Raw genomic sequence first — 21,181 nt, forward strand, 5'->3', positions numbered from 1 at the left:
GGACGCGCGGGGGAGGGGGAGCGGGGGAGGGGCGGCGGGGGACGGGCAGCGGGGTGACGGCCGCCACGGCTGTCCGGACACCGCGCGGCGGAATCCTCGGGGGCCGGTGTGCGTTGGGATGGTCGTAGCACTCGACCGTCCTGTCCCGCACCCTCCCAGGAGGCGCCTTGACCGGCTCCCTTCCCCCGCGTCCCCGGCTGCGCGCCCTGCGGCCCGAAGCCTTCGGCGCGGACCCGTCCGGCGCACGGCTGGAGCGGATCCTGCGCTCGCCGAACTTCGCCGACGGCGTCTTCCAGAACCCGGTGGGGGCCCGGACCAGGCCTTCCGGATCGATGGCGGAGTTCGCCAAGCTCTACTTCCACAAGGAGCAGCGGGCCCGCCGCAGCCCCGAAGCGCCGATCCCCGTCCACCCGACCACCCTCGCCGACCTGGCCAAGCCGCCGGCCAGCGGGCTCCGGCTGACCTGGATGGGCCACTCCAGCATCCTCGCGGAGATCGACGGGCGCCGCGTCCTCTTCGACCCCGTGTGGGGCGACCGCTGCTCCCCCTTCCCCTTCGCCGGGCCCAAGCGGCTCCACCCCGTCCCGGTGCCGCTGGCCTCGCTGGGCTCCGTCGACGTCGTCGTGATCTCTCACGACCACTACGACCACCTCGACCTCCCCACCATCAAGGCCCTGGCCCGCACGGACACGGTCTTCGCCGTCCCGCTGGGCGTCGGCGCGCACCTGGAGCGCTGGGGCGTCTCGCCGGACCGGCTGCGCGAACTCGACTGGAACGAGTCGACCGAGGTCGCGGGCCTCACCCTCACCGCCACTCCCGCCCGTCACTTCTGCGGGCGCGGCCTGCGCAACCAGCAGTTCACCCTGTGGGCCTCCTGGGTCGTCAGCAGCGCGGAGCACCGGATCTTCCACAGCGGGGACACCGGCTACTTCCCGGGCTTCAAGGAGATCGGCGCCGAGCACGGCCCGTTCGACGCCACGATGATCCAGATCGGCGCCTACTCGGAGTACTGGCCCGACATCCACATGACCCCCGAGGAGGGCCTGCGGGCCCACCTCGACCTCCAGGGCGGCACCCCGGCCGGCACGCTGCTGCCGATCCACTGGGGCACCTTCAACCTGGCCTTCCACGCCTGGGCCGAGCCCGCCGAGTGGACGCTCGACGCCGCCGAGGGCGCGGGCCAGCGCGTCGCCGCCCCGCGCCCCGGCGAGCCCTTCGAGCCCGCCGGGACGCTGCCCGTCGAGCCCTGGTGGCGCCCGGTCTCCACGCCCATCGCCCACCCGTGGCGCACCCCGGCTCCGCAGGACCTGCCGCGCGGCGGTACCCGGACCCCAGACCTGGACCTGGCCGGGGAGCGGTGACACGCGAAACGGCCGTCGGCCGTGGTGCGCACGGGAACGTGCGCACCACGGCCGACGGCCGTTTCCTAGGGCTGGAGGCGGGCGGTGAGACCGGCCGGCGGCCGGTGTGAGAGCCGGCCGCGCCAGTACGGGGCGTACGCGTCGACGCCCCGGGAGGCCGCGCACAGCACCGCCCCCACCATGACGAACCCGAAGGACACGATCCCGATCTGAAGGACGATCAGGACGTGCAGGGCCGCGCTGATCGCCGCGGCCACGGCCTGCCGGGACTCCCGGCGCAGCAGGAACAGGGCGATCAGGCCTTCCGCGAGGATGGTCCCCCAGGTGGTCAGGAGGGCGATCAGGGTGATCCCCGTCGCCCACCGGAACAGGTCGGCGAACAGGCCGGCCGCCCCGAAGTTCTCCATGCGCGCGACGTAGTACGTCGCACTGCCCTCCGACCACGGGCCGACGGGCAGCTTCGCGAGGGCGCTGTCGAGGTAGATGTACGCGACCTGGAGCCGCACCCCCCACCAGCCCGCCCAGGCGATCCCCGTCCAGACCGATCCCGCCCGGTCCCCGCCGCGGGGCCGCTGCCAGTGCCAGGTCCTCCTGTCACCGGCGCAGGCCAGGACGAGGAAGAAGGTGACGACCTGGGCGACGGCGTCGCCCCCGTCCGGCAGCGAGACCGACTGGCCCAGGGAGAGGGACGCCCAGAAGTGCAGGACGGTCGTGAAGCGGGGCAGGATCCCGCTCGCGACGACGAGGAGCAGGGCCAGCACCACCAGGCTGACCACCTGCCGGTCCGCCGTGTCCGCCAGGCAGTACAGCGACACGGCCTGCACCGGGGCCGAGCAGCCGGTCTCGGTGCCGCCCACCGGCACGAAGAGGTGCGACGCCGGGGTGAACGCCAGGACGGACGCCTGGGCCAGGGCGATCACCGACCTGCCCGCCCCGAGGGCCCGGGACTCGGCCGGGAAGCGGCGGACGGACCGCTCCAGCACCGCCGTCAGTCGTTCCCCGAACACGTCGCCTCCACCACGGCGGCCCTCTTGTCGAGGCGCCACCCCTCGTACCGGTCACGGAACTTCCACGGGACCGGCCTCGTCTCGACGAGGACCACCCGCCCGCACAGGGTCGGGACCGGGGATGTGTTCTTGACGGAGACGGCTCCCGGGGACCCGGCGACCACGGCCGGGCAGTCCCCCTCGATCCCCTCGCAGTCCCGCCACCTCCGCACCTGGTTCGCCATCGCCGCGACCTCGGGGCCCTGCGCGCGCTGGCGGCGGGTGAGCCCGTAGAGGTTCTCCGCGCGCGAGTTCGGCAGCAGCGCGGCGTGCGCGACGCCACCGTCGGAGACCAGGTAGGGGACGAACTCGGGGTCGCTCGGGGGCTTGGTGAAGAAGGCCCAGCTCTGCGGCAGGAGCCTCGCGGACAGCGCCCTCAGGTCACCCCCGTCGCGCGTGGAGAGCACGTTGCTCGGAAGCGAGAAGAAGACCGATCCGGCCAGCAGGGCCCCGACCAGCAGGACGCCTCCCGCGGCGGAGACCAGGACCCGGACCGGGACACCGGGGTGATCGGCGGCGTGCTGCTCCGTGGCCGCCGGGCCGTGCCTCACGTGAGGGCGGACGTCAGGGCGTCGACGAACGCGTCCCGCTCGATGTCCGAGCCGTTCGGGCTGCCGTCCTCCAGGTACCAGGTGACGACCACGAGGGTGGCGAGGGCGTTGGTGGCGACCCCCGCGTTCGTGTAGGCGACGGCGTTGGCGGCGCCCACGGCGTTCACGTAGACGGCCACGTAGGCGCCCATCCAGAACCAGCCGCGCGCCTGGGCCACCCCGGCCGGGCCCGCGCCGTCGCCGGCCGGCCGGGAGGTCTGCCCGAGCCACTTGTTGAAGGAGACCGAGAAGTCGCGGAGCGCGGCGTCGACGCGCACCGGATCGCCACTGTGGAACCCGGCCGCCGTGTCCTCGTGGAACCCGGGGTGGGCGGCCAGGTATCCCGCGATGACCCGGTCGAGCGCCTCGTCGTCGGTCCGTGGCTTGGCGGGATCGAAGCCGAGCATCCGCTTCAGCTCGGGGTGCGCGTCGGCGATCGGCCCCTGTGCGGCGAGCAGCAGCCGCAGCAGATCCGTATCGCTGTATTCCGCGGTGTTCTTCGCCGCGTCCTTGAGCCGTGCCCTGCCCGGCGCGGAAGTGCCGTGGCCCGCGTCCGCGAATGCGGTCTGGGCGGTGATGCCGCCCCCGACGATGACCGAGACGAGTGCCGCCGCGGCAACGGTCTTTCTGGAAAGGGAGTTCATGCCGTCCTCCTTGGACGTGTGGTGTTTCTTCGATGCCGTTCAGTGCGGGCCGGACGGGCGGTCCGGGTCGTCGGCCGCGCGTGCGGCCGCATTCGCCTTGACCGCCGCCGTCACGAGGAGCGCGAGGAACGCCACGGTCCCGGCCGCCGGGACCACGAGGGCCGCCGGGCTTCCCGAGCCGGTCGACGCCGCCGCCACGGCCAGGGCGAGGGAGACCGCGGCCGCGGCGTAGGCGGTCAGGAACGCGACGGTCAGCATCGGAGCGGCCGCCGCGTGCCCCGCACGCCACGCGCCGTCCGAGGCCATGGTCGCCCTGGTGCGGATTCCCAGCGCCGAGTTGCGCCCTGTCGCGCCGCTCGCGACCTGGTTCCTCGTGTAGTGGACCACCGCGCCCATCGCGACGAGTCCTGCGGCGAAACCGAAGCCCGCGGTCGGATCCACTTTTCGTCCTCCAAGAACGCAGACGTCAACGGCATGCGGCCGGAGCGTGGCCCGCGCCGCAAACGATCATGAACATCCTGGCTGCCTGAGGACCGCATTTCACTGCCCGATTCCGGCAGATTCGCCGCCCCCGCCTTGCCGGAGTCCGTCACCCGCACCGCAGCCGGGGCCCGCCGTCGGCGAATTGGCGTATTTCGCGGTCTTTTACGTACTCTTGACGCCGCATTGACCATGGAAAACAAAGGAGAACGGGGTGGCGGAGCACCGGATATCCCCCGAATACCTGGCCGGGTACGAACGGATCCTCGCCGACGTGGCCGAGACCGGACGGCCCCTGAGCCGGGCCGAGTTGCGGACCCGCAGGGAGTTCGGGGAGCGGGCCGCCGAGGCCGGCCACGGCCTGCGGACCCTCGTCGGCGGCCACCTGCTCGCCACCCGTGCCGCCTGGCCCGGCCCGGACGCACCCGCCCACCGCCTCCTCGCCGCCGTCGAGCAGGCGATCGACGCCTTCGTCGAGGGCTTCGAGCACGCCCAGAACGCCGCCGTCCGCCAAGAGGAGGCCGCCCGCCGCGAGTTCGTCGACGACCTGCTCTACGCAGGAAGCGACCTCGGCCGGCTGGCCGAGCGCGCCGAACGCTTCGGACTGCGCTTCTCCCACACCCACGCCGTCGCCGTCGCCGGCCACCGCGCGTCCGACGACGACTCCGGCTCCCTCCTGCGCCGCGTGGAACAGGCGCTGTTCGCCCGCTTCGGCGCCCGCCGCATCCTGCTCACGACCAAGGACGGCCGGCTCGTCTGCATCGCCCCCGGCGACCAGGACGAGGTCCTCACCCACTTCGCCCGGCAGACCCGCGCCGCCGCCGACGGCACCCCCGTCGCCATCGGACGCCCCCACAGCGGCGCCGGCGGCGTCGTCCACTCCTACGAGGAGGCCCTGGGCGTCCTCGACCTCGCCGAACGCATGGACCTCGCCGGGCCCGTACTGCGCGCCGCCGAACTCCTCGTCTACCCCGTCCTCACCCGCGACCGGGACGCCATGGCCGACCTCGTACGCCACACCCTCGGCCCGCTCCGCGACGCCCGCGGCGGAGCCGTCCCCCTGCTCGACACCCTCACCGCGTACTTCGACACGGGCTGCAACGCCGCCGCCGCGGCCCGGCGCCTCAGGCTGGGCGTGCGCACCCTCACCTACCGCCTCGAACGCGTCCACCAGCTCACCGGCGCCGACCCCGCCGACCCCGAACACCGCTACATGCTGCAGACCGCCGTCATCGGCGCCCGGCTCCTGGACTGGCCGCGCCAGGAGCTGTGAGCCCCGCACCGCCCCGGCGGCGCACGCCCCCGCCCGTGCGGGAGCAAGCGCTCCCGGCGCATTCGGGCTGTCGTACGAGCGCTCCATCGGGAGCGGGAAGCACCCCGGTGAAGTTCCCCAACTGGGCAACAGCTGCGGGATCGTGCGGTCTAGCGTGGGTATCCGGTGATCAACACCGGGCCCCGCGACTCGCTGGGGGCCGGGCCCCACGTACCGAGGACGCCGATGTCCGGACTCCGCGCCGCCCGCCACTCCCCGTCGAGACACGCCGTCAAGGGACCGGGCCGGCAGATACGCCCCCAGCTGATCCGCGCCGCCGTACTGCCCACGCTCGCCGCCGGGCTCAGCGGCGCCGCCGCGGTCATGTTCACCCTCCACCTCGGCGGGGGATCCGGAGCGCGCGACGACCGGCTCTGGCCCGTACTCGCGGGCTGCGCCCTGCTCGCCGTCGGAGCGCTCGCGGCCGCCCTGCTCGGGGCCCAGCGCGCCGCCAAGGCCGTCCGGGACCGCTGCGAGGCGCTGCGCCGCTCCAGCGTGCGCGGGCGCGAGGAACTGCGCACCGCCGCCGAGCGGCTCGCCCGCGGGGAGGGTCCCGTCCGCCCCGTCCGCGGGGACCGGGCCGGGGCCCCGCCGGAGGGCGAGCAGGCCGGGGTGGACGAGTTCTGGCTGCTCGCGCAGGAGCTGCGCGGCGCCCGGGAGCAGGCGCAGACGACCCTCGTACGGCTGGCCCTGCCGGCCGCGCCGACCGACAGCGACCGCAAGGTGGAGGTCTTCGTCAACCTCGCGCGCCGGCTCCAGTCGCTCGTGCACCGCGAGATCTCCCTGCTCGACGGGCTGGAGGACACCGTCGAGGACCCCGACCTGCTCAAGGAGCTCTTCCACGTCGACCACCTCGCCACCCGGATCCGCCGGCACGCCGAGAACCTCGCGGTGCTGGGCGGGGCCGCCTCCCGGCGCCAGTGGACCCGGCCCATCGACCTGAGCGAGGTGCTGCGGTCCTCGGTGGCCGAGGTCGAGCAGTACACCCGGGTCAAGGTGGTGCCACCGGCGGGCGGCACCGTCCGGGGCCACGCCGTCGCCGACGTGGTCCACCTGCTGGCCGAACTCGTCGAGAACGCCACGGTGTTCTCCGCCCCCGACACCGACGTGGTGGTGCGGGCCGAGCGGGTCACCGCCGGGATCGCCGTCGAGGTCGAGGACCGCGGGCTGGGCATGCCGGCGGAGGAGCAGCACCGGATGAACACCCTGCTGGCCGACCCCGACCAGGTGAGCGTCCGGCACCTGCTGGCCGACGGGCGGATCGGCCTGTTCGTGGTCTCGGCGCTGGCCCGGCGGCACGGCATCGCCGTCGAGCTGAAGTCCAACATCTACGGCGGGGTGCTGGCGGTCCTCGTACTGCCCCAGGGCCTGCTGGGCGCGGAGGCCCCCGGCGCGGCCGACGCGGCGGGCGGCTCCCGGGCCACCTCGTGGGGCACCGTCTCCTGGCCGGACACCCTGCGCCCCGTGCCCCGCGACCCCCTGCCCCCGACGGCCCGGCCCACCCGCCCGGCCCCGCCCCCCGCCGCCGAACCGGGCCCGGCCCGGACCCCGTTGCCGTACGCGGCCGAGGGCCGGCGCCCGGGTGGCCCCGACGGCCTGGCCCCGGCGCCCGCGGCCGACCCGGACCCGGCCGCGTTGCCGTACGCCGCCGAGGGCCGGCGCGCGGGCGACGCCGACGGCCCGACCCCGGCGCCCGCGGCTCACCCGGACCCGGAGCCGGCCCAGGTGCCGGTGCCGTACGCGGCCGAGGGCCGGCGCGCGGGCGGCGACGTCCCGGACGCGGCGTACGTCGTCGACCCGGCCGGCGGGGCGGCCCGGGGCTTCTGGCAGGCGCCGGAGAGGGGCCCGGTAGCCACCCCGGCCCGGGAAGCGGCTCCGGCCGTGGAGGCGGCTCCGGCCGGGGGTGCGGTGCCGGAGCCGGCCGGGGGGCTGGACGGTGTCCTGGCGCCGGCCCTGCCGCCGGCCCCGGCCCCGGGTTCCGAGCCGACGGCGTGGGGCGCGGAGCCCGGCCCCGGCGCGGGCGGCGCCGGACTCGGGCCGGTCGTCGCCGCGCCGGGACCCGGCGGATCCGTCTGGGCCTGGGGCCCCGCAGCCGAGGAGGCCCCGGACCCGGACCCCGCCTGGCCCCTGGACCCCGGCACCGGCGCGGCAGCCGGCCTGGAGCCGGCCTGGCCCCGGCACCCGGGCCCCGGGACCCCGGAACCGGGCGCGCGGCCCGGCCCCGCCCGGGCCTGGGCGGCGCAGCCCCCGCCGCACCGCGTCCCCCCGCAGAGCCCCGCCCCCGAAGCGGCGCGACCGCCCCTTCCCCGGCGCCGTGCCCAGCAGCACCTCGTGCCCCAGCTGCGCGAGGCCCCCGCCCCCCGGCGGACCGACGAAACCGAACAACCCCTGCACGACCCCGGCCTGATGGCGGCCTTCCAGCGGGGCTTCGGCCTCGCCCAGACCGACGAACAGGCATGAACCCCAGCAAGGAGCACACCCCCATGGCCGGCGAACTCGCGACGAAGACAGGCAGTAAGACAGGCAGCCTCTCCGATCTCGACTGGCTGCTCAGCGGTCTGGTCCAACGGGTCCCGTACACCCGCAGCGCGGTCCTGCTCACCGCCGACGGACTCGTCACCTGCGTCCACGGCCTGGACTCCGACAGCGCCGACCACATGGCCGCCCTCGCCTCCGGCCTCTACTCCCTCGGCCGCAGCGCCGGCGCCCGCTTCGGGGACGGGGCAGAGGTCCGGCAGGTCGTCGTGGAACTCGACACCGCACTCGTCTTCGTCTCCGCCGCCGGCTCCGGCACCTGCCTGGCGGTGCTCGCGGACCGGGAAGCCGACGCCGGCGTGCTCGGCTACGAGATGGCGATGCTGGTCAAGAGCGTACGGCCGTACCTGGCGGCCCCGCCGCGCCGGCCCGTCGCCGACGCGGAGCGATGAGGGCCTGGGCGAGGGGGGTCCACGGTTTCCCGCCGGCCGGCTTCGGCACGGCCAGGGACACGCCCTGGCTGGACGACTCCGCCGGCCGGGTCATGCGCCCGTACACCGCCTGCGGCGGCCGGACCCGTCCCGCCGTCGCGCTCGACCTGCTGTCCCGGATGACCGCCACCGGCGTCCGCCCGGGCATCCCGCTCGGAGCCGAGCACACCCTCGCCCTGCGCGCGTGCGCCGGCGCGGCGGCGGTGACGGTCGCCGAGGTGGCCGGGCAGCTGCGGCTCCCGGCCGTGGTGGTGAAGGTGCTGCTGTCCGACCTGATGGAGTACGGGGCCGTCATGGCACAGGCGCCCCGCTTCCCGAGCGGCGGCGGCTCCTTCGCCGCCGACGACCTGTGCCTGCTGCGGGCGGTGCTCGATGGCCTTCGCCGACGGCTCTGAGACGGCCGCCCCGGCCCTGCCCGCGACCTTGAAGATCCTGGTCGCGGGCGGCTTCGGGGCGGGGAAGACCACCTTCGTGGGCGCGGTCAGCGAGATCGAGCCGCTGTGCACGGAGGAACTCCTGAGCGGGCTCGGCGAGAGTTCCGACCGGCTCGACGGGGTCACGTCCAAGACGGCCACGACCGTCGCCCTGGACTTTGGCCGCCTCACCCTGGACGACCGGCACGTCCTGTACCTCTTCGGCACGCCCGGGCAGGAGCGCTTCTGGTTCCTGTGGGAGGAACTGTGCGCGGGAGCGCTCGGGGCCGTCGTCCTCGCCGACACCCGCCGGCTCGCCGACTGCTTCCCCGCCGTGGACTTCTTCGAGCGGCGCGGGATCGGCTTCGTCGTCGCCGTCAACGAGTTCGACGGGAGCCACCGCTACACCTCCCAGGAGGTCCGCGACGCCGTCGGCCTCGACCCGGACGTACCCGTCGTGCGGTGCGACGCGCGCCTCACCCGCTCCGGTACGGGGACCCTGGCCGCCCTCGTCCACCACCTGCTGTCCACGGCCCGCCAGGGCCGCCCACCACACCCGGATCCGGGGGAACCGCCATGACCCAGTACGAATCGACCGGCCACCTGCTGCTCACCCCCGTGGACCGGGAGGCACCCGCGCGGGCCCTGCGGCTGCGCGAGATGGGCCTCGGCGAACGCGAGGACGCGGAACTCGACGACTTCGCCCGCAGGGTGGCCCGGACGCTGCAGGCCCCCTACGCGGGCGTCAACTTCGTCGGCGAGGAACGGCAGTTCTTCGCCGGCCTGCACCACGGCCCGGACGCCGCCGCCAGCGGCTACCCGGCCCGCGTACTGCCCCGGGACCACGGCTACTGCCCCCACGTCGTGGTGCGGCGGCGGGCCCTGGTCCTGGAGGACGTACGCGACTTCGCGCGCTTCGCGGGCAACGCGGTCGTCGACGAGAGCGGGGTGCGCTCCTACCTCGGAGCGCCCCTGACCGACCGGCGCGGCTTCGTCCTCGGCACCGTCTGCGCGGTGGACGTGGTGCCGAGGCGGTGGGGGACCCAGGGACTGGCGACCGTCAAGGACCTCGCGTCCGAGCTGGCGGAGCTGCTGCACGCCCGGCCCGGCCGCCGGGGGTGATCAGCGCAGGAAGCCGGTGATCCGTCCCCGCAGGGAGCCCGCGTCCAGGCCGTGGGCGGCGGTGTGTTCGTCGATCGTGCCGTAGCGGCGCAGCTCGGCGCGCCCCACGCCCAGCGGCAGCACCCGGTGCGGGAGGTCCACGAGGGCCTGTCCGGCGGCCGCCGCCGAGGTGCCCGCGAGGTACGGCTCCACCAGCACCACGTCCGCCGAGGCCCGTCCGGCGGCGGCGCGCAGGGCCGCGTCGTCGAAGGGGCGCACGGTGGCCGCGTACAGGACGGTGACGTCGAGCCCCTCGGTCGCCGCGAGGACGTTGTCCAGTAGCGGCCCGACGGCCAGCACCACGCCCGCGCGTCCCTCCCGCACGGTCTGGAAGCGCAGGTCGCCCAGGGGGCGCGGCGCGGCGTTCGACTGCTGGGAGAGCCGGACGTACACCCGGTCGTCCCCGGCGGCGTAGGCGTGCCGCAGCAGCGCCTCCGCCTCGTCGGGGTGGCCGGGGACGTGGACGGTCCAGCCGTCGAGGGTGTCGAGCAGGGCGACGTCCCCGGGTGCCATGTGGGTGAAACCGCCGGCGGGCCAGTCGTAGCTGGCGCTGGCACTGACCAGCACCCCGCCCGTGCCCTGGTGTCCGAAGTCCAGCTTGACCTGCTCGAACGGCCGCTCGACGAGGAAGCTGGCGAAGGTGTGCAGCACGGGCCGCAGCCCGGTGAGGGCCAGCCCGCCGCCCACCCCGACGAGCAGCTGCTCCCGGATCCCGACGTTGATCACCCGGTCCGGGTGCCGCTCCTGGGCGGGCCGGAAGCCGTCCATGGAGATCTCGGCGAGCACGACTGCCAGCCGCCGGTCCTCGTCGAGCAGCCGCGACGTGACCGAGATGAACCTCTCCCGCATGGTGTCCATGACGTCCATGCCCCTTCCCCTCAGAACTTCTTCTCGACGCGGGCGACGACGGCGTGCGGCCGGCCCGGATGCGGTGCGGTGAAGGCGGCGTGCAGCGCCGCGTGGTCGCGCCCGTCCACGGTGACGGCGCTCCAGCCGGCCGCCTCGAAGCGGGAGGCGATCCCGCCGGGCCAGCCGTGGGTGGCGGAGTCGTTGTCGATCACCACGGTGTGCAGGGCCTCCAGCCCGGCCGAGCCGGCGTGGGCGATGGCCTCGTGGTTGCTGCCCTCGTCGAGCTCCGCGTCCCCGATCAGCACCCACACGGCGGCCCCGTCCAGCCCCTGGGCCCGCAGCCCGAGCGCGCTGCCGACGCCGAGCGGCAGCCCGTGCCCGAGGGAGCCGCTGGAGATCTCCACGCCGGGGATCAGGGTGCGGTCGGGATGGTGGCCGAGCGGGGAGTCGTACGCCCCGAAGCCGGGCAGCCAGTCGACCGGGAAGAACCCCTTGGCGGCGAGCACGGCGTAGTAGGCCATCGGCCCGTGCCCCTTGGAGAGCAGGAACCGGTCCCGCCCGGCGTCCCGCGCGTTCCCGGGCCCTACGCGCAGCACCCGGTCGTAGAGCACCCACAGCACGTCGAGGGTGGAGGTGGCGGCGGGCCCGTGCTTCTCGGCCCCTGTCATGAGCGCGATCAGCCGGTCCAGATCCTCGTAGCGGAGCCCGGTGTCCGCGGATACCTGTGTCATGCACCAACCGTGCAACCTCAAGCAGGCTCGAGGTCAACCCCCGCCCCCCGCGCCGCCCCGGAAAAGGTGCGCGCGACCACCCCCCGAAGTGCGGTATTGTTCTCGTGCCGGTCAGGCCAGGGGGAAACCCCAGGTCAGCAGGCATCGGGACGTGGCGCAGCTTGGTAGCGCACTTGACTGGGGGTCAAGGGGTCGCAGGTTCAAATCCTGTCGTCCCGACCACGCGGAAACGCAGGTCGGAGGCCGTTCTCTCATCCATGGGAGGACGGCCTTTCGTGCGTCCCGGGCCAGGGCGCTCGCCATGTGGTCGCACGTCCGGTCCGCGGCCGGGCGGGCAGGTGCGGGTCCCCGGAGGGCGATCTTGTCCGGGTGAGCAGACAATGAGCGGCAAGGGCCCTCTCGTGGTGATGGCGAGAGGGGCGGTTCTGCGGTCTGGAGGTCGTGGAACATGGGATCGGTACCGCCATGACGATCGAGGAGCAGACCCGTCAGGCCGACGTGCACCCTCCCGCCGAGGGCTCGATCGGCCTTCCCCGGCCGACTGAGCGGGCCGGCCCCGCGACGCCGCCCAGCGGCTCCCCGCCCGGCCCGTACGAGGAATCGGCGACGATCCGGGACATGGTGACGCGGCTGCGCGCCGCCTTCCCGTCCGTGGACGGGGCGACCGTCGAGGCGACGGTCAGGGCCGAGTACGACTCGTTCCGCGAGGCCAGGATCAGGGCCTTCATCCCGATCCTGGTCGAGCGGCGTTCCCGCAGGGCGCTCGGCGCCGCCTCGGAGCAGACAAGGAACGATCGCTGATGTCCGATGAGAGAGCCGAGCGCATCGCGGACTTCATCCGGCCGCTCCGGGTGGAACCCGGGTCGGACGTGCTCCTTTCCCGGGACTTCGATCCGCGCTACAAGGCCGGACTGAAGAAGCGTGAAGGGATCGAACTGCTGCGCAACGGGGTGTCGTTGCTGGCGGAGTACCAGGAGCGGCTGGCCGCCCAGGACACGTACGGGGTGGTCCTCTGCCTCCAGTCGCTCGACGCCGGCGGCAAGGACGGGACGATCCGCCACGTGATGAGCGGCGTGAACCCCCAGGGAGTACGGGTCAGCAGCTTCAAGGTGCCCTCCGCGGAGGAACTCGACCACGACTACCTGTGGCGTTACGGACAGCGGCTGCCCTCGCGGGGCGAGATCGCCATCTTCAACCGCTCGCACTACGAGGAAGTCCTGGTCGTGCGGGTCCACCCCGAGGTCCTCGCCCGCCAGAACCTGCCCGAGGACTCGTGCGGGCCGGGCCTGTGGGACCGGCGGTTCCGGGAGATCAACCGCTGGGAGCGCTACCTCACGGACAACGGCTTCAAGGTGGTGAAGATCTTCCTGAACCTGTCCAAGGAGGAGCAGCGCATCCGCTTCCTGAAGCGGATCGACCTGCCGGAGAAGAACTGGAAGTTCTCCGCGGCCGACGTCCGCGAGCGGCGCCACTGGGACGACTACCAGCACGCGTTCTCCGAGATGCTCTCGGCCACCAGTACGAAGTGGGCGCCCTGGTACGTCGTGCCGGCGGACCGGAAGTGGTTCGCGCGGATCTGCGCGGCGGCGGTCCTCGCGCACACCATGATGGACATCGATCCCCAGTTCCCCGACGTGGGCGAAGAGGCGCGCAAGGAGCTGCTGGTGACCCGGCGGGCGCTGGAGGAGGAGGCACCCGACGGGGCCGAGGCCGACCGGTACGCCGCCGTACACCCCGGGAAGAGCAAGAAGAAGAGCAAGAAGAAGAGCAAGAAGGGGAAGGCCTAGCAGCCAGGACCGTCGTACCGGCCCGGACCCGTCCGCGGCCACGGATCGGAGGCAGCACGATGACCGTGCGGTCGGTTTCCCCGGGTGAGCAGCCGCAGGCTGCGGAGGACGCCTGGTACACGCGTGATCCCGATGAGGTCGCAGCGGCCTTCGGCGTCGATCCGGCGGTCGGCCTGTCCGCGGCCCGGGCCGCGGAGCTCCTGGCCGCGCACGGCCCGAACGCGCTGCCGGCGGAGACGCGGACGCCGACCTGGCAGCGGTTCCTGCGTCAGTACCGCAGCTACATGCAGCTGGTCCTGCTGGCCGCGGCTGTCGTCTCGCTGGTGATCCAGGAGTGGACCACGGCGATCCTGCTGATCGTCCTGACCCTGCTGAACGCGGTGATCGGCCTGCGCCAGGAGGGCAAGGCGGAGAGCGCGATGAACGCGCTCCAGTCGATGATGAAGGCCTCGGCGCGGGTGCGCAGGGACGGGAGGGAGGCGGAGATCCCCGCCGAACAGCTCGTCGTCGGCGACATCGTGCTCATCACGGCCGGGGACCAGGTGGCGGCCGACGGGCGCGTCATCGAGGCCAGCGCCCTGCAGATCGACGAGTCGGCCCTCACCGGCGAGAGCGTCCCGGCCGCGAAGGACACCGGTACGCTGCCGGCCCCCCTGCCCGCGCCCGGCGACCGGACCTGCATGGCGTTCATGAACACCCCGGTCACCCACGGCAGCGGCGTCCTGGTCGTCACCGCGACCGGCGCCGGCACCGAGGTCGGCAAGATCTCCGGGATGCTGTCGGCCACGGAGAAGGAGGTGCCGCCGCTCACCAAGGAGCTCGACACCCTGACGCTGTGGATCACGGGCGCGGCCGGCCTGACCATGATCGTGATGTTCGCCCTGGGGCGTCAGCGGGACCAGGCCTGGGACGTCCTGTTCGTCAGCGCGGTCTCCCTGGCCATCGCCGCCATCCCCGAGGCCCTGCCGACCGTGACCCAGGCGATCCTGTCCGTCGGCAGCCTCAACCTGGCCGAACGGAACGCGATCGTCAAGGAGCTGCCCTCGGTCGAGACCCTCGCCTTCACGTCGGCGATCAACTCGGACAAGACCGGCACGCTGACGATGAACGAGGTGACCGTCGTCGAAGTGCTCACTCCCGCCGACCGGTACACCGTCTCGGGCACCGGCTACGGGCTCGAGGGGAAGGTCCACCACGCCGCGGGGACCTCCGCGGCCATCGAGGACGCGATCCTGCCCTACGTGGTGGCCAGCGACGCGAAGCTGGTCGACGGCAAGGTGGTGGGCGATCCCACCGAGGGCGCACTGCTGGTGCTCGCGCACAAGACCGGTCTGGACGTCGACGGCACGAGGGCGGCCTTCCCGCGGCTCGCCACGCTGCCGTTCGACCCGACGTACAAGCTGATGGCCACCTTCCATTCGGCGGTCGACTCCTCCGGCCGCCAGGTCGTGCGCTGCTTCGTCAAGGGCGCGGCCCCGGCGGTCACCTCGCGGGCGGCCACCGCGCTCGCGGCGGGCGAGAGCGTCCCCTGGGACGCGGAACTGGCCGGGCGCGCCGAGGCCCAGACCCTGCGGATGGGCGGGGAGGGACTGCGGGTGATGGCGGCGGCCACCCGTGAGCTGGACCCGGACGGGTTCGACCCGGACGGCGACCTGCTGGGGTACGTCACGGGGCTGTGCATGACCAGCCTCGTCGGCATGGTCGACCCGCCCCGCGAGGAGGCCAAGGCCGCGGTGGCCGGCGCCCAGGAGGGGCACATCCGGGTCCGCATGGTGACCGGCGACGACGTCGTGACCGGTGCGGCCATCGCCCGGCAGCTCGGCATCCCCGGCGAGGCGGTCCTCGGTGCCGACTTCGCCGCCATGAGCGAGGAGGAGCAGCTCGCCCGGATCGACGGCATCGGCGTGGTGGGGCGCGTCGCGCCGGAGCACAAGGTGCTGCTCGCCAACACGCTGAAGAAGAAGGGCGACGTGGTGGCGATGACCGGGGACGGCGTCAACGACGCGCCCGCCATCAAGGCCGCCGACATCGGGATCGCCATGGGCAGCGGCACGGACGTGGCGAAGAACGCCGGTCGCATGATCCTCTCCGACGACAACTTCGCCACCATCGTCTACGCCGTGGAGCAGGGCCGGCGGATCTACGACAACCTCACCAAGTACATCCGGTTCGTCCTGCTCCTGCTGGTCACCTTCGTGGTGACCTTCCTCGGCGCCACCGTCTTCAACATCGCCGCCGGTGAGCCCTTCACCCCGCCGCAGGTGCTGTGGATCCACTTCGTGGTCAACGCCTCCTTCGGCTTCGCGCTCGGCTTCGACCGGGAGAGCCCCGGGCTCATGCGCCGCAGGCCCCGTCCGCGCGGGGAGTCGGTGCTCACCCGGCCCGTGCTGATCACGGTCGGGCTGGCCGGACTGGCGATCACGGTCGTCCTGCTGGGCCTGATCAAGCTCGGCGAGGCCCACTACGACAGCACGGCGACCGGCCAGTCGATCGCGTTCACCGCGTTCGCCCTCTGTCTGATCGTGGCCGCGTTCGAGTGCCGGAGCGAGACCGACTCGGTGTTGACGACGACCACCTTCGACAGCAAGCAGATGAACTGGGTGGCACTGGCCCAGTTCGTCCTCGCGGTGATGGTGACCCAGATGGACGGCTTCCGCCGCCTCCTCGGGACGACCGAGATCGACGCACGGCAGTTCGGCTGGGCGCTGCTCGCCGCCGTCGCGCTCCTCCTCCTGTGGGAGCTGGGCAAACTCGTGGCACGCCGGTCACGACGCACCTGATGGGCGGAGGAGGGCCGGTGACCACCCGGCAGGAGGACCGCGGGCTCCGCCGCCGGCTGCGGGCCGTTCCCGGGGTCCGCGCGGTGTCGTCCTACCGGCGCGAGTGGCTGGTCAAGGACCTGGTGGCGGGTGTCGTCCTGACCACACTGCTGGTGCCGCAGGGCATGGCGTACGCCGAACTGGCGGGCCTGCCGGCCATCACCGGCCTGTACACGACGATCCTCTGCCTGCTCGCCTACGCGGTGTTCGGGCCCTCCCGGATCCTGGTGCTGGGCCCAGACTCCTCACTGGGGCCGATGATCGCGGCCACCGTGGTGCCGCTGGTGGCGGCCGGCGGGGACCCCGGACGGGCCGTCGCGCTGGGGTCGATGCTCGCGGTCATGGTGGCGGCCATCATGATCCTGGCCTCGGTCGCGAAGCTCGGCTTCATCGCCGACCTGATCTCCAAACCGACGATGATCGGTTACATGAACGGCCTGGCGCTGACCATCCTCATCGGTCAACTGCCCAAGCTGCTCGGCTTCAAGGTCGAGGCGGACAGCCTGATCGGCGAAGCCACCGGATTCGTGGAGGGGCTCGCCGCCGGTGAGGCGGTACCGGCCGCCGCGGCGGTCGGCTGCGGCGGCATCGCCCTGATCCTGCTCCTGCAGCGCTTCCTGCCGAAGGTCCCCGCGGTGCTCGTGATGGTGGTCCTGGCCATCGCCGCGACCACGGTCCTCGACCTGGGCGCGCACGGCGTCGGCCTGGTCGGGAAACTGCCGGAGGGCTTCCCGCCGTTCACCGTCCCCCACATCCGGCTCTCCGACCTGGGGCCGCTGCTCGTCGGCGCCGTTGGCATCGCCCTGGTGTCCCTCGCCGACACGATCTCCAACGCGTCGGCCTTCGCGGCCCGCACGGGGCAGGAGGTCCGCGGCAACCAGGAGATGGCGGGGGTCGGTGCGGCCAACCTGGCCGCCGGGCTCTTCCAGGGCTTCCCGGTCAGCACCAGCGGATCGCGTACGGCGGTGGCCGAGCGCGCGGGAGCCAAGAGCCAGCTCACCGGCGTCGTCGGAGCCCTGCTCATCGTCCTCATGCTGGTACTGGCGCCGGGGCTGTTCCGCAACCTGCCGCAGCCGGCCCTCGCCGCGGTGGTCATCACCGCTTCGCTGTCGCTGGCCGACATCCCGGGGACGGTGCGGCTGTGGCGGCAGCGCCGGGCGGACTTCCTGCTGTGCGTAGCGGCCTTCCTCGGCGTGGCGCTGCTGGGTGTGCTGCCCGGGATCGCGGTCGCCGTGGCGCTGTCCGTCCTCGACGTCTTCCGGCGCGTCTGGTGGCCGTACGACACCGTGCTGGGGCGGGTGCGGGGCCTGGAGGGCTACCACGACATCCGCTCCTACCCGCAGGCCGCACAGCTGCCCGGGCTGGTGATCTACCGGTTCGACGCCCCGCTCGTCTTCGCCAACGCCAAGACCTTCCGGGACGAGGTCAGGAGGCTCGCCGCCGCGGACCCGAAGCCGAGCTGGATCGTGGTCGCGGCGGAGCCCATGACCGATGTGGACACCACCGCCGCCGACGTGCTGGAGGACCTCGACGAAGCGCTCAACGCGGACGACGTGCACCTCGTGTTCGCCGAGCTGAAGGACCCGGTGCGGCGCAAGATCGAACGGTACGGTCTCACCCGCACCATCGACCCCGCCCACTTCTTCCCCACGGTGGAGGCCGCCGTCGCCGCCTTCCGCCGGCGCACCGGAGCGCAGTGGACGCCGCACGGGCCGGCCGAGCCGCCCGAGCCGTCCACCGGGGAGGAGGGGGCCTGATCCCGTAGGTCAGGCGGCCGCCCCGTGCCCGGTCGCGGCGCGCCCCATCGTCAGCGCCAGACGGCGCACCCGGCGCCAGTTCATCGGCGGTGCGACGCGCGGCACGCCGGGCCTGTGCCGCGGCACCCACACGCGCAGGGCGCGGGGCACGAGACTGCAGCGCACCGGGGTGGGCAGCGACAGGGCCTCGCCGTCGACGCCGACCGGGATGACGGCGGCGTCGGCGTCCACGACGACCTCCCGGGCCGTGGCCTCGGTCAGCCCGCGCCCCTGCCCGTTCTGCAGCAGGAGTTCCGTCGCCTCGGCCGCGTTGCCGACGTGGACGCACAGCACCCCGAGCCTGCCCGAGTCCAGCCGTTCCCGGCGTCCCAGGCCCGCCGAGTCGCCCCGCTGGTAGGGGTTGTTGCTCACGAGGACGGCCTGGGGGCCCTCCATGGACAGCGAACCGGCACGGACGGCGAGCCGGGCGCCGGTGTTGTGCGCCAGCAGGTCCGGCAGCATCTCCAGCATGGTGCGGGCCTTGTCGTCGCGGTAGGCGGGGCTCTGGACGACTTCCGCGTACACGCCGAACGAGGCGTTGTTGATGAAGACGCGGCCCGGTCGCCGTTCCCCCTCCTCCCCGGTGTGGAGGTAGCCGATGTCGATGCGCTGCTCGACGCCGTCGGTCAGCGCCTCCAGACAGGTGGACGGGTCCTGCCGGTCCAGGCCCAGGTCCATGGCGAAGTGGTTGCGGGTGCCGGCGCTGATCACCATGAACGGGAGGTCGTGTTCCGCCGCCACCCCGGCGACCAGGGCCTGCGTACCGTCACCGCCCGCGACGCCGAGCAGGTCGGCCCCGCGCCGGACTGCCTGCCGCGCGAGCTCCTCCACGTCCTCGTGGGTCTCCGGGTCCAGGACGTGGACCTCGGCGCCCAGGGCCCTGGCCCGCTCGGCCAGCCGGAACTTCTCGACCTTTCCGCCGCCCGAGCGCGGGTTCATGATCAGGAACGGGTGCCGGGCCCGGCCGGCGGGGTGCTCGGGCATGCCCGGCGGGCGGTCCTCCCGCAGCGCGGACCTGCCCGCGTACACGGCCAGCATCCACAGGGCGACGGAGACCAGTACGACCCACAGCAGCCCGGCCGCCGCGTACAGGACCAGGACGGTGACCGGCGCGGCGACCATCAGCAGCACCGCCCCGGCCCTGATCAGACCGGTGTGGGTCAGCATCCACCAGGCACCCGCCACCGTGAGGACCAGCCCGGCCCACCCCACGCCCATGAGCAGCAGGCTCCGCAGCCCGCCGAAGAGCACCAGGACCACGACCGCCGCCGCGCCCGCCGCCAGGGCCAGACGCGCGGCCCACCGCGTACTCATGGGGTGACCTCCCACCGCTTCGGCGTCAGCGTTCACCTCAGGGTACGAGCGGCCACCCGGCGCGGCACGTCCGTCGTCCCGCGCGCCGCCGCGGGCCGGATGGCAGAACGGGCCGGGCGGGGGGACCATTTTCCTGGATTCCCTGGAGGTCAGCCATGGCCCATGACACGTCGGTCCCTCCGCCGTCCCCACCGAACGGGCCGCCGTCGCACGACGGCGGCGGCGGCCGTGAGGAGGCCGGGCACGTCGGGCCGTCACCCGGATCCCGGTGGCGGCGTCTGCTCCCCCGGCTCACGCTGCCCGGCTGCTGGACCGCGCTCGTGCTGGCGTGCCTCTCCTTCACCCCGTCGCTGCTGCCGCGCGGGGGCGTGCTCCAGGGGCTGATCTGCGGGATCAGCGCGGCCATCGGGTACGGGATCGGCGTGGTCGGGGCCTACGTGTGGCGCGCCTTCGCCGACCGGGACGCGCGGCCCCCCTCGCGCGGGTCGTGGCGCCTGCTGCTGATCGGCGCGGTCATCCTGTTCGGGCTCGCGTTCGGGTTCGGCCAGTACTGGCAGCACCAGATCCGCGGGCTGATGGGGGTCACCGACTACAACGTCCTCACCGCCGTCGCCTGCCCGTTCGTCGCCGCCCTCGTCTTCTGGCTCCTGCTCCTGACCGGGCGGGGGCTGCGGCGGCTCTACCACTGGGCGGCCCGGCTGCTCGGGCGCTGGATCGGCCCGCGGGCGGCGCGGGTGGTCGGCTGGATCGTCGTCGTGGGTCTGGCCTGGGCGGTGTTCAGCGGGGTGCTGCTGGGCGGCTTCGTGAACGCGGCCAACGAGGCGTTCTCCGTGCGCGACACGCAGACCCCCGAGGGCGTCCACCAGCCCACGACCGCCCTGCGCTCGGGCGGGCCCGGCTCGCTGGTGCCGTGGGACACGCTGGGCAGGCAGGGCCGGGCCTTCGCCGCCGGCGGACCGACGGCCGCGCAGATCGGCGCGTTCACGCACCGCCCGGCGCAGGAGCCCGTCCGGGCCTACGCCGGGCTGGAGACCGCCGACAGCACCGAGGCCCGGGCGGAGCGGGCCGTCGCGGACCTCGAACGGGCGGGCGGCTTCACGCGCAAGAACCTGCTCGTGATGACGACCACGGGCAGCGGCTGGGTCGATCCGGCCGCCGTGGACTCGTTCGAGTACCTCGGCGACGGCGACTCGGCCACGGTGGCGATGCAGTACTCGTACCTGCCCTCGTGGATGTCGTACCTCGTCGACCAGTCCAAGGCGCGCGCGGCCGGCCGGGACCTCTTCGACGCGGTCTACGACGTCTGGTCCAAGCTGCCCCAGGACCGGCGGCCGCGGCTGTTCGTGGCCGGGGAGAGCCTGGGGTCGTTCGGCGGCGAGACGGCCTTCAGCGGGGCGCACGACCTGAGCAACCGCACCGCGGGGACCCTCTTCGCCGGTCCGCCCAACTTCAACACCCTGTTCCGCGAGTTCAGCGACCACCGCGAGCCGGGCAGCCCCGAGATCGAGCCCGTCTACAAGGACGGGCGGACCGTACGGTTCACCGACGACCCCACGGCGGGCATCCCGCCGACGGGCCGCCCGTGGGACGGTACGCGCGTGCTGTACCTGATGCACCCGTCCGACCCGATCGTCTGGTGGAGCCCCGGCCTCGCCCTCTCCGAACCGGCCTGGATCCGCGAGAAGCCCGGCACGGACGTGCTCGGCTCGATGGTCTGGATGCCCTTCGTGACCTTCTGGCAGGTCACCGCCGACCTGCCGTTCTCCACCGGCGTGCCGGACGGCCACGGCCACACCTACAAGGCCGCGTACGTCGACGGCTGGAACGCGGTCATGCGGCCCACCGGGTTCACGGCGCAGGACCTGGACCGGCTCAGGGAGATCATCCACCCGCAGGGCTGACCCGGACCTGA

General features: G+C 73.7%; 19 protein-coding genes and 1 tRNA gene. 13 read left to right on the forward strand and 7 right to left on the reverse strand.

The features are described from left to right. Positions 1-167: 167 nt before the first annotated feature. The gene (locus D1J60_RS29670) at positions 168-1,361 is read left to right on the forward strand and encodes an MBL fold metallo-hydrolase (protein WP_125823168.1); all 1,194 of its coding nucleotides are present in this window, start codon (positions 168-170) and stop codon (positions 1,359-1,361) included. 65 nt (positions 1,362-1,426) lie between these two features. Here D1J60_RS29670 and D1J60_RS29675 read toward each other — a convergent pair whose 3' ends face one another. The 4 genes from D1J60_RS29675 to D1J60_RS29685 are packed head-to-tail and all read right to left on the reverse strand — an operon-like array spanning position 1,427 to position 4,082. Next, positions 1,427-2,368, reverse strand: a complete 942-nt coding sequence (locus D1J60_RS29675) for a sporulation-delaying protein SdpB family protein (protein WP_206436594.1) — start codon at positions 2,366-2,368, stop codon at positions 1,427-1,429. Continuing rightward, the gene (locus tag D1J60_RS29680; protein ID WP_164720990.1) at positions 2,350-2,958 is read right to left on the reverse strand and encodes an SdpA family antimicrobial peptide system protein; all 609 of its coding nucleotides are present in this window, start codon (positions 2,956-2,958) and stop codon (positions 2,350-2,352) included. Before D1J60_RS29680 ends, D1J60_RS29675 begins: the two co-directional genes overlap by 19 nt. Then, positions 2,955-3,641 carry a hypothetical protein gene (locus tag D1J60_RS37475; RefSeq protein ID WP_164720991.1) on the reverse strand — a complete coding sequence of 229 codons (687 nt, stop codon included), beginning with the start codon at positions 3,639-3,641 and terminating at the stop codon, positions 2,955-2,957. The genes D1J60_RS29680 and D1J60_RS37475 overlap by 4 nt, the downstream gene beginning before the upstream one ends. A 39-nt stretch (positions 3,642-3,680) precedes the next feature. Beyond that, positions 3,681-4,082: an SdpI family protein gene (locus D1J60_RS29685; RefSeq protein WP_125823170.1), complete on the reverse strand. Its 402-nt coding sequence runs from the start codon at positions 4,080-4,082 to the stop codon at positions 3,681-3,683. Between the two features lie 253 nt (positions 4,083-4,335). On the opposite strand from D1J60_RS29685, the gene D1J60_RS29690 reads away from it, so the two are divergent. The 6 genes from D1J60_RS29690 (at position 4,336) to D1J60_RS29715 (ending at position 9,934) form a co-directional block, all read left to right on the forward strand. Then, entirely contained in the window at positions 4,336-5,394 is a 1,059-nt protein-coding gene (locus D1J60_RS29690; RefSeq protein WP_125823171.1) for a helix-turn-helix domain-containing protein, read from the forward strand. Between the two features lie 225 nt (positions 5,395-5,619). Beyond that, the gene (locus tag D1J60_RS29695) at positions 5,620-7,893 is read left to right on the forward strand and encodes an ATP-binding protein (protein ID WP_125823172.1); all 2,274 of its coding nucleotides are present in this window, start codon (positions 5,620-5,622) and stop codon (positions 7,891-7,893) included. Positions 7,894-7,916: 23 nt separating this feature from the next. Beyond that, the gene (locus D1J60_RS29700; RefSeq protein WP_125595263.1) at positions 7,917-8,360 is read left to right on the forward strand and encodes a roadblock/LC7 domain-containing protein; all 444 of its coding nucleotides are present in this window, start codon (positions 7,917-7,919) and stop codon (positions 8,358-8,360) included. Beyond that, the gene (locus tag D1J60_RS29705) at positions 8,357-8,794 is read left to right on the forward strand and encodes a DUF742 domain-containing protein (protein ID WP_125595261.1); all 438 of its coding nucleotides are present in this window, start codon (positions 8,357-8,359) and stop codon (positions 8,792-8,794) included. Before D1J60_RS29700 ends, D1J60_RS29705 begins: the two co-directional genes overlap by 4 nt. Beyond that, positions 8,772-9,392: an ATP/GTP-binding protein gene (locus D1J60_RS29710; RefSeq protein ID WP_125823173.1), complete on the forward strand. Its 621-nt coding sequence runs from the start codon at positions 8,772-8,774 to the stop codon at positions 9,390-9,392. The genes D1J60_RS29705 and D1J60_RS29710 overlap by 23 nt, the downstream gene beginning before the upstream one ends. Further along, positions 9,389-9,934, forward strand: a complete 546-nt coding sequence (locus tag D1J60_RS29715; RefSeq protein ID WP_125595259.1) for a GAF domain-containing protein — start codon at positions 9,389-9,391, stop codon at positions 9,932-9,934. Before D1J60_RS29710 ends, D1J60_RS29715 begins: the two co-directional genes overlap by 4 nt. Here the strand turns inward: D1J60_RS29715 and D1J60_RS29720 are convergent, their stop codons facing one another. Beyond that, positions 9,935-10,831, reverse strand: coding sequence for a transketolase (locus D1J60_RS29720; protein ID WP_125824258.1), 897 nt, complete (start codon positions 10,829-10,831; stop codon positions 9,935-9,937). 20 nt (positions 10,832-10,851) lie between these two features. Next, positions 10,852-11,553 (reverse strand): transketolase, encoded by a 702-nt coding sequence (locus D1J60_RS29725; RefSeq protein ID WP_125823174.1) that lies wholly within the window; start codon positions 11,551-11,553, stop codon positions 10,852-10,854. Between the two features lie 145 nt (positions 11,554-11,698). Between D1J60_RS29725 and D1J60_RS29730 the strand changes: the two genes are divergently transcribed. The 5 genes from D1J60_RS29730 to sulP all read left to right on the forward strand — a co-directional run bounded on the left by D1J60_RS29730 (position 11,699) and on the right by sulP (position 17,916). Then, positions 11,699-11,775, forward strand: a tRNA-Pro gene (locus tag D1J60_RS29730). Positions 11,776-12,018: 243 nt separating this feature from the next. Further along, the gene (locus D1J60_RS29735) at positions 12,019-12,354 is read left to right on the forward strand and encodes a hypothetical protein (protein ID WP_125823175.1); all 336 of its coding nucleotides are present in this window, start codon (positions 12,019-12,021) and stop codon (positions 12,352-12,354) included. After that, positions 12,354-13,340: a polyphosphate kinase 2 family protein gene (locus tag D1J60_RS29740; protein ID WP_125823176.1), complete on the forward strand. Its 987-nt coding sequence runs from the start codon at positions 12,354-12,356 to the stop codon at positions 13,338-13,340. The genes D1J60_RS29735 and D1J60_RS29740 overlap by 1 nt, the downstream gene beginning before the upstream one ends. Positions 13,341-13,399: 59 nt before the next feature. Then, positions 13,400-16,120: an HAD-IC family P-type ATPase gene (locus tag D1J60_RS29745; RefSeq protein ID WP_125823177.1), complete on the forward strand. Its 2,721-nt coding sequence runs from the start codon at positions 13,400-13,402 to the stop codon at positions 16,118-16,120. Between the two features lie 17 nt (positions 16,121-16,137). Next, positions 16,138-17,916, forward strand: coding sequence for a sulfate permease (gene sulP, locus D1J60_RS29750; RefSeq protein WP_241253437.1), 1,779 nt, complete (start codon positions 16,138-16,140; stop codon positions 17,914-17,916). Positions 17,917-17,925: 9 nt separating this feature from the next. Here the strand turns inward: sulP and D1J60_RS29755 are convergent, their stop codons facing one another. After that, positions 17,926-19,269 carry a diacylglycerol kinase family protein gene (locus D1J60_RS29755; protein ID WP_125823179.1) on the reverse strand — a complete coding sequence of 448 codons (1,344 nt, stop codon included), beginning with the start codon at positions 19,267-19,269 and terminating at the stop codon, positions 17,926-17,928. A gap of 155 nt (positions 19,270-19,424) precedes the next feature. Here D1J60_RS29755 and D1J60_RS29760 point away from each other — a divergent pair, with 155 nt between their 5' ends. Continuing rightward, positions 19,425-21,170 (forward strand): alpha/beta-hydrolase family protein, encoded by a 1,746-nt coding sequence (locus D1J60_RS29760; protein ID WP_125823180.1) that lies wholly within the window; start codon positions 19,425-19,427, stop codon positions 21,168-21,170. Positions 21,171-21,181 lie beyond the last annotated feature (11 nt).

Origin of the sequence: Streptomyces sp. W1SF4 (assembly GCF_003950035.1) — a bacterium.
In the GTDB taxonomy this organism is placed as follows: Bacteria; Actinomycetota; Actinomycetes; order Streptomycetales; family Streptomycetaceae; genus Streptomyces; species Streptomyces racemochromogenes.

Excerpts from the sequence above, each read along its gene's own strand:
- D1J60_RS37475 (WP_164720991.1), bottom strand. The coding sequence starts at position 3,641 with ATGAACTCCCTTTCCAGAAAGACCGTTGCCGCGGCGGCACTCGTCTCG.
- D1J60_RS29695 (WP_125823172.1), top strand. The coding sequence starts at position 5,620 with ATGTCCGGACTCCGCGCCGCCCGCCACTCCCCGTCGAGACACGCCGTC.
- D1J60_RS29700 (WP_125595263.1), top strand. The coding sequence starts at position 7,917 with ATGGCCGGCGAACTCGCGACGAAGACAGGCAGTAAGACAGGCAGCCTC.
- D1J60_RS29705 (WP_125595261.1), top strand. The coding sequence starts at position 8,357 with ATGAGGGCCTGGGCGAGGGGGGTCCACGGTTTCCCGCCGGCCGGCTTC.
- D1J60_RS29710 (WP_125823173.1), top strand. The coding sequence starts at position 8,772 with ATGGCCTTCGCCGACGGCTCTGAGACGGCCGCCCCGGCCCTGCCCGCG.
- D1J60_RS29715 (WP_125595259.1), top strand. The coding sequence starts at position 9,389 with ATGACCCAGTACGAATCGACCGGCCACCTGCTGCTCACCCCCGTGGAC.
- D1J60_RS29720 (WP_125824258.1), bottom strand. The coding sequence starts at position 10,831 with ATGGACACCATGCGGGAGAGGTTCATCTCGGTCACGTCGCGGCTGCTC.
- D1J60_RS29725 (WP_125823174.1), bottom strand. The coding sequence starts at position 11,553 with ATGACACAGGTATCCGCGGACACCGGGCTCCGCTACGAGGATCTGGAC.
- D1J60_RS29735 (WP_125823175.1), top strand. The coding sequence starts at position 12,019 with ATGACGATCGAGGAGCAGACCCGTCAGGCCGACGTGCACCCTCCCGCC.
- D1J60_RS29740 (WP_125823176.1), top strand. The coding sequence starts at position 12,354 with ATGTCCGATGAGAGAGCCGAGCGCATCGCGGACTTCATCCGGCCGCTC.
- D1J60_RS29745 (WP_125823177.1), top strand. The coding sequence starts at position 13,400 with ATGACCGTGCGGTCGGTTTCCCCGGGTGAGCAGCCGCAGGCTGCGGAG.
- D1J60_RS29755 (WP_125823179.1), bottom strand. The coding sequence starts at position 19,269 with ATGAGTACGCGGTGGGCCGCGCGTCTGGCCCTGGCGGCGGGCGCGGCG.
- D1J60_RS29760 (WP_125823180.1), top strand. The coding sequence starts at position 19,425 with ATGGCCCATGACACGTCGGTCCCTCCGCCGTCCCCACCGAACGGGCCG.